This window comes from Gordonia sp. LMA167, assembly GCF_058130025.1.
This window is the reverse complement of record NZ_CM176708.1, coordinates 2,216,328-2,230,551: the sequence shown is the minus strand read 5'-3', so window position 1 is coordinate 2,230,551 and position 14,224 is coordinate 2,216,328. Positions and strand designations below refer to the sequence as shown.

The 14,224-nt window shown below is 68.1% G+C and carries 14 protein-coding genes; 8 read left to right on the top strand and 6 right to left on the bottom strand.

Annotation, left to right across the window (positions count from 1 at the left end; genetic code table 11):
* Positions 1 to 57 precede the first annotated feature (57 nt).
* Positions 58 to 1,128, top strand: coding sequence for an IS110 family RNA-guided transposase (locus tag ACVT6V_RS10030; protein WP_489899660.1), 1,071 nt, complete (start codon positions 58 to 60; stop codon positions 1,126 to 1,128).
* A gap of 320 nt (positions 1,129 to 1,448) precedes the next feature.
* On the opposite strand, the gene ACVT6V_RS10025 is transcribed toward ACVT6V_RS10030, so the two are convergent.
* The gene (locus tag ACVT6V_RS10025; RefSeq protein WP_489899659.1) at positions 1,449 to 2,468 is read right to left on the bottom strand and encodes an NAD-dependent epimerase/dehydratase family protein; all 1,020 of its coding nucleotides are present in this window, start codon (positions 2,466 to 2,468) and stop codon (positions 1,449 to 1,451) included.
* A 98-nt stretch (positions 2,469 to 2,566) separates the two neighbouring features.
* Between ACVT6V_RS10025 and ACVT6V_RS10020 the strand changes: the two genes are divergently transcribed.
* The 5 genes from ACVT6V_RS10020 (at position 2,567) to ACVT6V_RS10000 (ending at position 8,499) form a co-directional block, all read left to right on the top strand.
* Entirely contained in the window at positions 2,567 to 3,586 is a 1,020-nt protein-coding gene (locus tag ACVT6V_RS10020) for an AraC family transcriptional regulator (protein ID WP_489899658.1), read from the top strand.
* 175 nt (positions 3,587 to 3,761) lie between these two features.
* On the top strand, positions 3,762 to 4,322 hold the full coding sequence (locus ACVT6V_RS10015) for a 2,4'-dihydroxyacetophenone dioxygenase family protein (protein WP_489899657.1): 561 nt from the start codon (positions 3,762 to 3,764) through the stop codon (positions 4,320 to 4,322).
* Positions 4,322 to 5,404 carry a zinc-binding dehydrogenase gene (locus tag ACVT6V_RS10010; RefSeq protein ID WP_489899656.1) on the top strand — a complete coding sequence of 361 codons (1,083 nt, stop codon included), beginning with the start codon at positions 4,322 to 4,324 and terminating at the stop codon, positions 5,402 to 5,404. Before ACVT6V_RS10015 ends, ACVT6V_RS10010 begins: the two co-directional genes overlap by 1 nt.
* A 132-nt stretch (positions 5,405 to 5,536) precedes the next feature.
* Positions 5,537 to 7,006, top strand: coding sequence for a WS/DGAT/MGAT family O-acyltransferase (locus tag ACVT6V_RS10005; protein ID WP_489899655.1), 1,470 nt, complete (start codon positions 5,537 to 5,539; stop codon positions 7,004 to 7,006).
* A complete protein-coding gene (locus tag ACVT6V_RS10000; protein ID WP_489899654.1) occupies positions 7,003 to 8,499 on the top strand; it encodes a wax ester/triacylglycerol synthase family O-acyltransferase in 1,497 nt (498 codons plus the stop codon). The genes ACVT6V_RS10005 and ACVT6V_RS10000 overlap by 4 nt, the downstream gene beginning before the upstream one ends.
* A 26-nt stretch (positions 8,500 to 8,525) precedes the next feature.
* Here the strand turns inward: ACVT6V_RS10000 and ACVT6V_RS09995 are convergent, their stop codons facing one another.
* From ACVT6V_RS09995 to ACVT6V_RS09980, 4 genes are all read right to left on the bottom strand, one after another.
* Positions 8,526 to 9,464, bottom strand: a complete 939-nt coding sequence (locus ACVT6V_RS09995; RefSeq protein ID WP_489899653.1) for a copper resistance D family protein — start codon at positions 9,462 to 9,464, stop codon at positions 8,526 to 8,528.
* A gap of 15 nt (positions 9,465 to 9,479) precedes the next feature.
* On the bottom strand, positions 9,480 to 10,025 hold the full coding sequence (locus ACVT6V_RS09990) for a copper resistance CopC family protein (RefSeq protein ID WP_489899652.1): 546 nt from the start codon (positions 10,023 to 10,025) through the stop codon (positions 9,480 to 9,482).
* The gene (locus ACVT6V_RS09985) at positions 10,018 to 10,764 is read right to left on the bottom strand and encodes a YcnI family protein (RefSeq protein WP_489899651.1); all 747 of its coding nucleotides are present in this window, start codon (positions 10,762 to 10,764) and stop codon (positions 10,018 to 10,020) included. The genes ACVT6V_RS09990 and ACVT6V_RS09985 overlap by 8 nt, the downstream gene beginning before the upstream one ends.
* Before the next feature lie 132 nt (positions 10,765 to 10,896).
* The gene (locus tag ACVT6V_RS09980) at positions 10,897 to 11,424 is read right to left on the bottom strand and encodes a YtxH domain-containing protein (RefSeq protein WP_489899650.1); all 528 of its coding nucleotides are present in this window, start codon (positions 11,422 to 11,424) and stop codon (positions 10,897 to 10,899) included.
* 67 nt (positions 11,425 to 11,491) lie between these two features.
* On the opposite strand from ACVT6V_RS09980, the gene ACVT6V_RS09975 reads away from it, so the two are divergent.
* Complete coding sequence (locus ACVT6V_RS09975) at positions 11,492 to 12,307, top strand: GNAT family N-acetyltransferase (RefSeq protein ID WP_489899649.1); 816 nt, start codon at positions 11,492 to 11,494, stop codon at positions 12,305 to 12,307.
* Between the two features lie 28 nt (positions 12,308 to 12,335).
* On the top strand, positions 12,336 to 13,436 hold the full coding sequence (gene menC / locus ACVT6V_RS09970) for an o-succinylbenzoate synthase (RefSeq protein ID WP_489899648.1): 1,101 nt from the start codon (positions 12,336 to 12,338) through the stop codon (positions 13,434 to 13,436).
* 37 nt (positions 13,437 to 13,473) lie between these two features.
* Here menC and ACVT6V_RS09965 read toward each other — a convergent pair whose 3' ends face one another.
* Positions 13,474 to 14,214, bottom strand: coding sequence for a GntR family transcriptional regulator (locus tag ACVT6V_RS09965; RefSeq protein WP_489899647.1), 741 nt, complete (start codon positions 14,212 to 14,214; stop codon positions 13,474 to 13,476).
* Positions 14,215 to 14,224: the final 10 nt, after the last annotated feature.

The window sequence follows — 14,224 nt, the reverse complement described above, 5'->3', positions numbered from 1 at the left end:
TGTCCACCCGCCCCGGCGAGGTCATCCATCACGTTGAGTGAAGGAGACATTCCCACCATGACTGTGATTACGCCTGACATGCAAATAGTTCTCGGCGTCGATACTCATCAGCACACCCATCATGCTGCGGTGGTTGGCGCCGCTACCGGCCAGGCGGTGGCCGATCAGCCGTTCGCGGCCACCGCGCAGGGCTATCAGCAGTTGCTGCGGTGGGCTGGTGGGTTCGGCCGGATCGAGGCGGCCGGCATCGAGTCCAGCGCCTCCTATGGGGCCGGGTTGACCCGGGCGGCGCGTGCGGCCGGTGTCGAGGTCATCGAGGTCAACGCCCCGGATGAGGCGGTGCGCCACCGCGACGGCAAATCCGATGCGATCGATGCCTACAACGCGGCCCGCGCGGTGCTCTCGGGTCGGGCCAGCGCCGCGGCCAAAGACACCACCGGCATCGTCGAGTCGATCCGCATGCTGCACCTGACCCGCAAGTCCGCAGTCCATTCACGTACCACCATCACCAACCAACTGCGCGATCTGTGCACCACCGCGCCGGCGGTGATGGCTGATCGGTTGCGCGGGCTGAGCAAAACCCGCCGGATGGCGCTGATCGAGTCGCTGCCCGAACCCGACGCGACTCAGATGGCCGATCCGGGCACCGCGTTCGTCTGTGCCGCCCAGTCGCTGCTACGTCGCCACCGCGAGCTCGACACCGAGATCGCCGCGCTGGACCGCCACCTGCGCAGGCTGGTGACCACCGCGGCGCCCACGCTGATCGCTGCACCCCAGATCGGTACGGTCTGCACGGCACAACTGCTGGTCACCGCGGGCGAAAACGTCGACCGGATGCACAGCGAAGCCAGCTTCGCCAAACTCTGTGGCGTGGCCCCGCTACCGGCCTCCTCAGGCAAAACCAACCGGCACCGCATCAACAAAGGCGGTGACCGCCAAGCCAACAGTGCCCTGCACATGATCGCGGTCGGACGCCTCAAACACCACCAGCCCTCACAGGCCTACCGCGAACGCCGCGAACAGGAAAAACTCACCCACAAAGACATCATCCGATGCCAGAAACGCTACATCGCCCGAGAAGTGTTCCACGCCCTCAAAAAAGACCTCGCACGGCTTGACAAACTATAGGACCGTCGCATCGCTCGTACCTCGCGAGGCTCCTCAGGGACCGGGCTGGTCACCCATCGCTCGTACCTCGCGAGGCTCCTCAGGGACCGGGCTGGTCACCCATCGCTCGTACCTCGCGAGGCTCCTCAGGGACCGGGGTAGTCACCCATCGCTCGTACCTCGCGAGGCTCCTCAGGGACCGGGCTGGTCACCCATCGCCCGTACCTCGCGAGGCTCCTCAGGGACCGGGCTGGTCACCCATCGCTTGTACCTCGCGAGGCTCCTCAGGGACCGGAGTGGTCACCCATCGCTCGTACCTCGCGACCGAGTTTGCGCAGCGATCAGCGCGTGATGAGTTTTGTTTCCCGAGCCCACTCGCGGACGCGACTCATGCCCTCATCGATGGAGACCAGGGGCTCGTAGCCGAGCACCTCACGGGCCTTTCCGATCGAGTAGGTGCCCGGACGGTTCAGCAGCCCCATCGTGCCGGCGCACAGATCGCTGGGCTGGCCGAGGCGACGAAGCAGTCCGCCGAGGACGTCGGCGAGCGGCGCGGCCACCGACATCGGCAGTGTGCGAATGGTGCCGCCGCTCATCTCGGCGAGGTGGCCGAAGAAGTCGGCACAGCGGATACCGACGCCGTCGGTGATGGTGAACACCTGGCCGGCGGCCTTGTCGGAAGAGATGGCGAGGACCATGCCGTCGACGAAGTTATCGATGTAGACCGGCGAGAAGATGCCGTTGCCGCCATCGGGCAGGGGGAAGCCGGTCGGTTTGAGCATCTCGGCGATGGGCGAGCGCACCCACACCGAGCCCGGACCCCAGACGTCGCCCGGCCGGATCACCGTTGCATCGATCTCGCCGGCGCCGTGTGCGGCGAGCACCACCGCCTCGGAGTTGACCTTCGTGTCGGTGTAGACGTCACCGTTCACCTGCACCGGGTAGGTCTCGTCGACACCATCGGGATAGTCGAACCCGTAGGCAGCCACCGAGGACAGGTGCACGAAGCGGGTCACGTCTGCCTTGATCGCAGCCCGCAGCACCCGGCTGGTACCCATCACGTTCACCTCGCGGGAACGATCCAGCGGGTGTGCGGCACCCAGCAGGGCCGCGGTGTGGATCACGGTGTCGACACCGTCGAGGGCGGAATCCCAGGTGCCGGGCTCGACGGTGTTACCTGCGACGACATTGGTGTCGGCGTCGGCGATCAGATCGACACCGCCGACCCGGGCTCCGAGGTCACGGAATCGCTGGGCCAGAGCCCGGCCGATGAAGCCGTTGGCGCCGGTGATGAAGATGCTGCGGCCGGCCAGCGACGGGGCGGGGCGAGCGGGAGTCGAGGTGTTGGTCACCTTGGTCATGTGTTGCCTCTCACATTCGGTTGGGAGTGACCTCCATCATGTTCAACCGACCCCCCAAGAACTTGACTCGAAGAGACACTTCCTTGACACTTGCGGACATGTCTGTGATCCGCGGCACATGTCTGACGGGGTTCATGGAGGAGACCGCGACCCTCGGCGCGGATGCCGCGGCACTCCTCCGCCCGGCCGGCATCCGACCCGAAGACGTCGGGAACTTCGATTCGTTCTTCACCTACGTCGCGATGATCCAGGTGCTCGAGGCGGCTGCGCAGACCACCGGCACCCCCGACTTCGGTCGTCGGATGGCACGCCGGCAGGGCATCGAGATCCTGGGACCCGTCGGTGTCGCAGCCCGCACCACCCGCACGGTGGCCGATGCGCTGCACGTGTTCGAGAACTATCTGGCCGCCTACAGTCCGGCGATCACCATCGAGGTCGTCCCGCTCCCGGACGCCACCACGGCCTTCATGGAGTTCCGGCTGCTCATCTCCGATCCTCCCCCGCATCGCCAGGCCATGGAGATGTCCCTGGGGGTTGCGCTACGCGTCCTGCGATTCCTGCTGGGGTCGACCTACTCACCGCTCACCGTGCACGTCCCGCATGACCCGCTGGGACCGGCGGCCGACTATGTCCACGAGTTCTCCTGCACTGCACGATTTTCTGAGCCGCGCGCCGGCTTCACCATGCAGGCGAGTGATCTGACCCGCCACCTGGTCTCCGACGAGATGGCGCACCTGGCGATGGTGAGCTACCTCGACAGCGTGATCGACCGACAGGACCGGAATCTGGCCGGGTCGGTCCGAGACCTCGTCCGACAGCTCCTGCCCACCGGCGCCGCCACCCTCTCCGTCACCGCGAGGCAGTTCCACCTTCATCCCAAGACGCTGCAACGCCGCCTCACCGCCGAGGGAACCACATATGCCGACATCGTCGACGGCGTGCGACGCGAACTCGCCGAACACTGGCTACGCGACACCGACATGGCTCTGACACACCTGGCCCACGAGTTGGGCTATTCCGAACAGAGCGTGCTGACGCGATCGTGTCGTCGATGGTTCGGCACCGGACCGACCGAGTTCCGGGCAACCCACCGCAGCGCAGTGGGAACTCACGCCTGACGCTGCCCAGACTGGGCCGATCCGCATCGGTAGTCACCGCCCCACTCAGGAAACGTGCCCTGGATCACAAACTTGTCTCCAAAGATCAAGAAAGTGTCCTCTGCGGTCAAGAGATTCCGCCCACAACCCGGCATGGTGTTCATCACAGCCCAAACAGAGGTGAAAGGAACACCACATGTCCGCTCCCGCAGTCCCCGGCCCAGCCACCACGATGTCCGGCGCCCTTCTCCCCGTCATGGCGCTCCCCCAGGGCGAGCTGCTGACGGTCAATGCCGAGCAGAGCCCGCTGATCCGCGACTCCCTCGGCCCGGGCGTGCACTTCAAGCCGCTGCGCCTCGACCTGGAGAAGGGTGAATGGGTCGTGCTGGCCACCTTCGCTCCCGGCGCGTCGATCCCGCTGCACTATCACACCGGCACCGTGGACGCCTACACGCTGAGCGGCTGCTGGCTCTACTCGGAATACCCGGATCAGCCGCAGACCGCGGGCTCGTACCTCTACGAGCCGGGCGCGTCGGCACACAGCCTGACCTGCCCCGAATCCAACACTGAGGACACCGTGGTCCTCTTCAGCATCTCCGGCGCGAACGTCAACTTCAACGAGGACGGCACCTTCCACTCGGTCCTCGACGCCGCGCTGATCCACCACCTCACCGGCGCCCTGTCCGAGGCCCAGGGCCTGGGGCCGATCAACTTCATCACGGGTGGTTTCGCCGGCAACACCGTGGAGACCGTCTGATGCGCGCGGTGTTGATGCAGGACGAGAAGCTTCGCGTCGCCGAGGTGCCGGAGCCCTCTCCGGGCCCCGGCGAGGTCCTCGTCGACGTGCTCGCCTGCGGCATCTGTGGCTCGGACCTGCACGCCATGCATCATGGCGCGGACCTGAACGCCACGACGAAGGCCGTGGTCGGCTTCGAGATGATGGACCTGTCCAAGCCGCTGGTGTTCGGCCACGAGTTCGTCGGACGGGTGGCGTCGTACGGACCGAACACCGAGCAGAAGATCCCGGTCGGCCGGCGAGTCGTGTCCATGCCGATCCTGGTCCGCGAGGCACCCGTGTTCCTCGGCTTCCAGGGCCCGGAAGCACCGGGCGCATACGCCGAGAAGATGCTGCTCTCCGAGCCTCTGCTGATCGAGGTCCCGGACGAGATGTCCACCGAGCTCGCGGCGTTGACCGAGCCGATGGCGGTCGCGTACCGCGCGGTCGGACACGCCGAGCTGGGCGCCGATGACGTTCCGCTGGTCGTCGGCTGTGGTCCGATCGGACTCGCCATCATCGCGATCCTGAAGATGAAGGGCGTCGGGCCGATCATCGCCGCGGACTTCTCTCCGGAACGCCGTGACCTGGCCAAGCGTCTCGGCGCCGACGTGGTCGTCGATCCGGCTGAGAGCTCGCCCTACGAAGCGCTCGTCGCCGCGGCCGCCACCGACGACCCCGCCCGGATGGCCCCGCCGACCGGCATGCTCGGTCAGATGCCGTTCCGTCGGACCGTCGCCTTCGAGTGCGTCGGTGTGCCCAACCTGATCCAGGAGATCATCGCGGGCGTACCTGCCGGATCGACGATCGTGGTCGTCGGCGTGAACATGGAGTCCGACGCCTTCATGCCTGCCCAGTGCATGATGAAGGAGCTCGACCTGCAGTTCTCGGCGTACTACACGCCGCAGGAGTTCGCGGAGACCTTCGCACTCCTGGCCGCCGGAAAGATCGACGCCGAGCCGTTGCTCACCGGCACGGTCGGCCTCGACGGGATCGCGGACGCCTTCGAGCGTCTGGCGAACAACCCGCACGACGCGAAGATCATCGTCGACCCGTCGCTCTGAGACTCTGCGGACACCACCGACCGCCCCACCGGTCGGTGGTGTCCGCGGACCCGTTCCGCTTCCGGCCGTCCCGGCCGAATTCTGCTGCGCCCTGCGCGAATCCCTCTCCCCGTCTGAGAAAGCCTCCCCCACATGCGCGCCCTGACCAGCCTCGACAACTTCTTCCTCGCCGCCGAGGACGGCCGAACCGTGACGAACGTGTCGAGCCTCGTCATCCTCGACAACCACACCAAGCCACTGACCCGCGACGACCTCGCCGACCACGTCGCCGAACGACTACACCTACTGCCACCGCTGCGGTGGCGCCTCGCGGAGGTCCCGTTCGGCCTCGGACACCCGTACTGGGTCGACGGTGACGTCGACCTCGACTTCCACATCCGTGAGCTGGCACTTGTCTCGCCGGGCGACCGAGCCGCCCTGGAAACGCAGGTCGCGCGGCTCTCCGCGCATCCGATGGACCGTTCGAGGCCGCTCTGGGAGATGTACCTGATCCACGGGCTCGCCGACGGTGGTCTGGCCGTTCTCACCAAGCTGCATCACGCCGCCGTCGACGGTATCTCCGCCGCCGACGTGATGAGCGTGCTGCTCGACGACTCCCCCGCCGGTCGGACGATTGCACCGGCCCCGCGACATCGTGCCGAACAAGGACCGAGCCAGCTCGGCATGCTCGCCCGCGGAATCCTCGCCGAACCGCGACGCCAGCTCAACACCGTCGGCGCCGCCGGACGCACCCTGACCAACCTCGACCACGTCGCGGTCCTGCGATCGGTCCCCGGGATCCGGCCGGTCGGGCGGATGGTCCGTGGGCTCACCCAGCTGGGCCGGATCGAATCCTCGCCGCCTGCCGCGCCCGCGATCACCGCGCCGCGGCTGCGCCTGAACGGCAAGATCTCCTCGCACCGCCAGGTCGCCCTGACCAGCGTCCCGATCGAGGACATCAAGGAACTCAAGCGAGCGTTCGACTGCACCATCAACGACGTCGTCGTCGCGCTCTCCACGGGGGCCGTACGCCGCTGGCTGGAAAGACTCGGAGCACTCCCCGATCAGCCACTGGTGGCGGTCGTGCCGGTGTCGGTGCGCACCGACAGCGAGGCCGGTAACTACGGCAACAGCGTGGCGTCCATGGTCACGGCTCTGCCCACCGACGAACCGAACCTCCTCGTCCGCCTGCGCCGTTGCCGCCAGGGTATGCAGGAAGCCAAGCATCGGCACAACACCGTGCCCACGTCTCTGATGCGCGATGTCAACGATCTGGTCCCCCCGGTGCTCTTCGGCCAGGCCACCCGCACGGTCACGCGCATCGCCTCGAGCGAGTCGTTCGCGCCGGCCGCCAACCTGGTCATCTCCAATGTGCCCGGCCCTCGTAATCAGCTCTTCTTCGCCGGCCGTGCAGTGCGGGAGAACTTCCCGATCTCGACGATCAGCGACAGCCTCGGACTCAATGTCACCGTGTTCAGTTACTTCGACCGACTGCAGATCGGACTGGTCGGTGACCGCGAGATCGTCGAAGACCTGGATGGCCTGGCCTGCGCGTTCCACGACGAACTGCGTCTGATGCAGAAGGTCACCGCCGAGATCCACGCCGAAGGAGCCACCCGATGAGACGACTCAGCAGCGTCGACGCCCAGTTCCTCGCCATCGAAGACGGCCGCATTCATTCACATGTCTGCCAGCTCACCATCCTGGAGAGCACGACGATCGACGGCACCCCGGTGACCGCGGACCTCATCCGCGATCAGATCGCCGGACGCATCGACGAGCTCTCGCCGTTCCGGTGGCGGGTCCGCGAGGTACCGTTCGGCCTCGACTACCCGGTGTTCGTCGAGGACCATTCCTTCGATCTGGATTCGCACATCTGGGAGACCGCGCTGCCCGCGCCCGGCAGCGCCGCCCAGCTCTCCGATGCCGTCGGGCACATCGCCTCCCGTCCGCTCGACCGCGCGCGACCGCTCTGGGAGATCCACGTGATCCACGGTGTCGAGGGCGGTCATGTGGCGATGCTGACGAAGATGCATCACGCCGCGATCGACGGTGTCTCGGGCATCGAACTTCTGAGCGCACTGCTCGAACCGACCCCACGGTCGTTTCCCCGCGCGGTCGTCGCTGATCCGCAGGACCCGGTCGGCCACGATCCCGGCGATCTCGAACTGCTTGCCCGGGCCTTCACGTCCCTGCCGATGCAACCGATCCGGATGATGCGGGCGCTGCCGGCGACTCTGCGCCACATCGATCAGCTGCCGACGATGCGGAACCTGCCGGGCACCGAGTTGCTCTCCGCTGCGGCGGACCGTGCGGCCCGGATCGCCACCCGCAATCGCGATGGCCGCACCCTCGAGCGGCCCGGCGTCAGCCGTGCTCCCAAGGTCTCCTTCGGCGGCAAGATCTCGGCGCATCGTCGGTTCGCCTACGGCACGCTGCCACTGCCCACCGTGCGGGCCATCAAGGACGCGATGCCCGGCGCGACCGTGAACGACGTCGTGGTCGCACTGGCCGCCGGCGCACTACGCCGGCGGATGGCCGCGCGTGGCGACGACCCGAACACGGCTCTGGTGGCGATGGTCCCGGTGTCGGTGCGCACCAAGGACCCGGCGCAGGGCAACACCTACGGTAATCAGATCTCGTCGATGATCGTCACGATCCCCACCGACGAGCCCGATGCCCGCGGTCGGCTCGAGCGTGCGGGTCATGTGATGCGCTCGGTGAAGGAACGCCACCGCGCGATCCCCGCCCAGCTACTGCGCGACGCCAATCACACGGTGCCACCTGCCCTGTTCGGGCGCACCGCCCGGATGATCTCGGCGACCACCGGCGCCGGCTGGATCCGACCGCCGTTCAACGTCACCATCTCCAACATCCCCGGATCGCCGGCACCGCTGTACTGTGCGGGCGCCCGCGTGGTGTCCCAACATCCGGTGAACGTCCTCATCGAGGGTGTCGGGTTGAGTCTGACGCTGCTCAGCTACGAGGATCGGCTGGATTTCGCGTTCACCGCCGATCGCGAACTGGTGCCCGATGTGTGGCAGCTGGTCACCGAGATGGACGCGGAGCTCGATGAGCTGGCGCAGGAGTTCGGAGTCGTCGCAGCCGGCTCATGACCGGCTCGGCATGTCGACGATCGCCGTCACGGTGCGGTCGTCGACAGGCCGGTCGCGAGTCCGAGGACCACAGCCATCATCAGCACTTCCCCGACCGCCAGGCGCAGTGAGACGACGGCGGTGACCCGGTGCCTTGCCACAGCCGGCACCCACCGCCGGCGGTGGCGGGCACCCAGCGCGATCAGCACGGCCAGGCCGACCACCTTGGCGAGCAACACTCGGCCGTAGCCGGTCTCGATGAGCTGGTCGACACCGCCGACCTCGGTCACCCCGGTGATCACGCCGGTCACTGCGATCAGGGCGACGGCCCACAGGGCGCGGGTGGAGAAGTCCGGGAGCGCTGATGCCCACCCGGCTCGCCCTCGGATCGTCAGGGCCATCGCTGCCAACGTTCCGCACCACCAGCCGGCGGCCAGGGCGTGTGCACCGACCAGGATCGGCCCGATGGCGTGTTGGCCTGCGTGGCCGGTGATCGACGTCGCGAGCAGGCCGATCGCGGCGAGGATCGCGTACACGGCGACCGGCGGATCGATTCGGCCCACCACATGGATGACGGCCAGCGCAACCACCAGCGCGGACACGATCAGTGCGATGAGTTCGGGAGCCCCGGCGCGCAGTGTATCGGCGAACTGTCCGATGCTGACCTGCACCGGCGACGTGCCGACCTGATCCGCGGTACGCACCCACGCCGCGAGCAGCGCCGAGGCGAACCACGCGGCGCCGGCGATGCCGATGAGCCGCGCCGACGGGTCGAGACCGAGGGCGGGCAGTGCCCCCAGGCCCAGCAGCAGAACGGTGGCCCCGAGGGCTGCGGTCGCAGGCACTGCCACCGCCTCGGGTCCGGCCGGCGCGGCCAGCACCCAGCACAGTCCGAGACCGACGAACATCGCGGCGAACGCACCCGGAAGGGCGAGTTCACGGACCCCGGAATCCCGATCCGGCGTGCGTCCGCCGACGATGCTCATGTCAGCGCACGTCCGTCACGACGAGCGTCTCGGGGATCGGCGCGTCATCCACAGCACCACCCCGAGACCGCCCACCAACAGCACGATCGCGCCGGCGATGAACGGCCACAGTGGTGGTCCGCCGTCATCACCGGACGCGGTCTCCGCCGCCGGGCCGGGTGTCCCGTTTCCCGCGACGGCCAGGTCGAAGGTGCGTTGACCGTCCACGGGATGGCCGTCGGCCGACGTCACGCGGTAGTTGACGGTGTAGGTCCCTTTCGGCCCGAGGTCGCGCAGCGCGACGCTCAGTCGCGGGCCGTCGACCGTCGCATCCCCGTCCTGCCAGTAGTTGCCGTCGGGGCCGACCACGGTGAGCACCGCGAACGTCTCCTGCAGCGCCTCGTTGAACGTGATGGTGACCCGCTGCGGCCCGGTCTGCACGGTGGCGCCGTCATCCGGAACCGACGACACCACCCGGGAGTGTGCGGAGGCGATCGGCGCCACCCAGGTACCGATCATGCCGGTGAGCAGCACACCGGCGAGCACGGTGAGGACCGCGGGCAGGCGGCGATGACTAGGCATCGCCGTCTTTCTCGCCGGGCGTCGAGGTGGTCGGCGCGCCACGTCGGCCGCTGCGGACCAGTGCGGCCACACCGATCACGGCGCCGAGCGCGCCGAGTACGAGACCGATACCACCGAGCCACCGGGCGGCGCCGTCGGTCGATTCCGACTCACCCATCTCCGCCTGCCCGACGCTCGAGCCACCGTCGGTCGACGCGCTCGACCCGCCGTGATGATCGGTGCCTTCCTCGGCCGCCGGGAGAGTGATGGTGGGTGCCGGATGCTCGGGCTCGGAGCCGTCCTCGCCCATGGGTTGGGTCCAGTCGACCTTCTCGCCGTCGGCGTATGTCTGGGTGGCGGGAAGCGTCACGCTGTCCTGCTCGGGGAATGGACCGCCGGAGAAGCGGAACTGCGCGAACTCACCGATCGGCACCCCCGGTGTGCCGGGCAGGGCGGTCCAGGTGATCGAGGTGACCTCCTCGGTCGATGGGTCCTTGACGACCGTCGTCTTCCACCCGGACATGACCTCGGGGCGCGCCGACTTCAGCTTCGGCAGCGTCACGGTCAGCGCGGTGGTCGCGGCGGTGTCGGATTCATTCGGCACCACCAGGGTGACGACCCCGTAGCCACCCTGGGTGAGGGTCGGGGCGTTGGCGCTCACATGCGCCGATGCCGCACCGACACCGGTGAAGGTGGCGGTCGCGGCGATGGCCAGGGCCGCAGCGGGCACGGCCAGTCGTCGGATCATTCTGTTGTTCATGCGTGTGTCTTTCGGGTTCGTGTGGCCACACGGACTTTCCACGGGTCGACGACGCGTCGGACCCGGGGATTCCGGTGGGAGGAAGAATGCGCGACGATGCACCGCCCGGGATTGCGCGAGCGGTGGATCATCTCAGTCGGATACCGGCGGACCGCGCACTCCGCCGCCGCCGACCACGACCCCGGTCCTCACATGAGGCGCCACCCATCGAGCGGCGATGACCGGTAGAGCCATGACCGGGCGTGGCGGAACCCAACGCCGGATCGACGAGGTGAGGGCGGCGAGCAGACCCGTCGCGGCGACGATGAGTACCGCGCTGAGCGGGATGGCGATGACGTGGGTCAGCGTCATCGGCAGGATCGCATCATGGTGCATGGCCATCGGGCCGTGCGCCACCGTCATCGCCACGTGGGCGGCTGCTTGCGCCGCGGCCAGCACCACGGCCATGCGCACGGTGGCGGCCCATGCGGATCGACGGCGTTGTTCGCCGACGGCAAGCGCTACGAGACCACCGATGAACGCGGTGAGCAACACTCCCGCCGCGCTCGGCACCGTTCCGGCGCCCACCCCGTGAGCGGCCACCGCCACGGCCGGCACGACGATGCCGGCCGCGACGCGGGCCAGCGCGTCGGGCGACCGGTCATGTGCCGCGGAGTTCATCGAGGCCAATAGTAGGTGTCGGCGCGAGTCGACCTTCCGGCACGGTCGACGGTGAAAGAATGACGGCATGCCGCACACAGGGACCGATGTCGAGATCCGTGAACTCAGCTCCCCCGCGGATCTGGAGAAGCTGACGCGGGTGTTCGACGACGTCTGGCACCCCGACCCCGGCAACCGGCCGGTGAGTGTCGACATGATGCGGGCGTTGTCGCACGCCGGCAACTATGTGGTGGGGGCCTACGTCGGCGATCGGCTGGCCGGTGGCAGCGTGGGGTTCTTCGCGGCACCCGTCGGCACCACCTTGCACAGTCACGTCACCGGTGTGTCGCGGATCGGCCGCGGGCACAACGTCGGTCACGCGCTGAAACTGCATCAGCGTGACTGGGCGTTGGCGCACGGCTTGACCACGATCACCTGGACTTTTGATCCCTTGGTCGCACGCAACGCCTACTTCAACATCAGTAAGCTCGGCGCGGTTCCGATCCGCTACTACCGCGACTTCTACGGCGAGCTCGGCGACGAACTGGCCGGTGGCGACGAGAGCGATCGGCTGCTCGTCTCGTGGTCGCTGGATTCCTCGCCCCCGCCGGTGCCGATCGGTGAGCAGGTCGACGACCTGCTCGCCTCCGGCGCCCAGCTCGCCGTCGCGATCACCGACGACGAGCCACAGGCCGTCGGCGATCTGTCGTCTGACTCGATCACCGTGATCCCGGTCCCGCGCGACATCGAGGCGATGCGCCGCACCCACCCGGTGACCGCGTCCCGCTGGCGCAGCGCGGTGCGAGAGGCGCTGGCGCCGCGCTTCGCCGACGACCACACACACGCGCCGACGACCCGCTTCCTGCGGTCCGGCCACTACGTCGTGGTCCCTCCGGGCTCATGAAGGCCGGCCACCTCCTGACGATCACCGCATGAAGATCACCGGCGTCGAACTCCGACGGGTGGAGCTGCCGCTGGTGGCGCCGTTCCAGACGTCGTTCGCGACGGAGACCGTGCGCGCTGCGCTGGTGGTCCGGGTCGTCGCATCGCAGGGCGAGGGCTGGGGGGAATGCGTCTCCATCGACGAACCGCTCTACTCGGAGGAGTACACCGACGGGGCGATCGATGTGCTGCGCCGCTTCCTGATCCCGCCGATCGTCGCCGGTGACGTCCGGGCGATCGATGTCGGTCCGGCGCTCGCCCACATCAAAGGGCACCGGATGGCCAAGGCCGCGCTCGAGGCGGCCGTGCTCGACGTCGAGCTGCGCGCCGCGGGGATGCCGCTGGCGGACCGCCTCGGCGGAGTCGCCTCGTCGGTGCCGGTCGGCGTGTCGGTGGGCATCGCGTCGTCGATCGAAGAGATGCTCGACGAGGTCGCCGAACACCTCGAATCCGGTTATCGGCGCATCAAGCTGAAGATCAAGCCGGGTTGGGACGTCGCGCCGACCCGCGCGGTACGGGAGCGGTTCGGCGACGACGTGGCGCTGCAGGTGGACGCGAACACCGCCTACGGACCCAACGACCTCCGACATCTCGCGAGCCTGGACGCGTTCGATCTGCTTCTCGTCGAGCAGCCCTTCGACGAGGAGGATCTCACCACCCATGTCCGGCTGCGGGAGATGATGTCGACGCCGCTGTGCCTGGATGAATCCATCGTGTCCGCGGCGTCGGCCGCCGACGCCATCGGCCGCGGCGCGTGCGACATCGTCAACATCAAACCGGGCCGGGTGGGCGGATACCTGGAAGCGGCGCGAATCCACGATGTCTGTGTCGCGCATGGGATTCCGGTCTGGTGCGGCGGCATGCTCGAGACCGGGATCGGACGCGCGGCCAATCTCGCACTGGCCGCGATGCCGGGATTCACCCTGCCAGGGGACATCTCGGCCTCGCAACGCTACTTTCACCGTGACATCACACCGCCGTTCACGGTGACCGACGGGCGGATGGCGGTCCCCTCCGGACCGGGTATCGGGGTCGACCCCCTCGACGACGCGCTGGCGGAATTCACCACGTGGAGTGAGTGGGTCGGATGACGCTCTCGCGCGCGATCGCCTTGCGCCGCCGTCGACCTCAGCCGGTGCTGCGCCGCAGGGTGACGCGATAGGTGTAGTGCTCGGGCAGGAAGTAGCTGACCGCGAGCTCCACCGGGACACCGTCGGCGTCGCTGTAGAGGCGGTCCACCCGCAGCATCGGATGGCCCACCTCACAGTTCACCTGCTCGGCGACCGTCGCGTCGGCGGCGGCGACCGTGATCGACTGTGCTGCTTCGGCGATCGGACGGTGCAGGTGAGGTTCGAGCAGCCCGATCATGGTGTGGGTGCTGGTGGCCCCGACGGCCAGCTCGGACCGGTCGAGGACCAGCCGGGCCACCTGATCCGGCCACCACACGGTGGTCAGGACAAACGGTATCCCGTCGTGAAACCGCCGAAAGGCCATGCGATAGACCAGATCCGTGTCCTGACGGAGACGACCGGCCGCATCGAGGTCGACCTGCCGTCGCGGCGATGACACGACCTCCATGGTGGTGTCGTCGGACAGGTTCATCAGGTCCTCGATGGACCCGAGCTGCCGGAGATATCGGCCACCCTCGGTCGCGAATGTCCCACGCCCGGGCACGCGGTACACCGCACCCTCGGCGACGAGATCCTGGAATGCGCGGCGCACCGTCTGCCGGCTCAATCCGAACTCGTCGGACAGTTCAGATTCCGTCGGCAGGCGGACCCCGCCCCGATACCGGCCCTCGGCGATACGGGTACGCAGCGTGCCCGCGAGTGCGCGGTACGCGGGTTCGGCGAGGTCACGGTGAGCCATCGCGAGCATC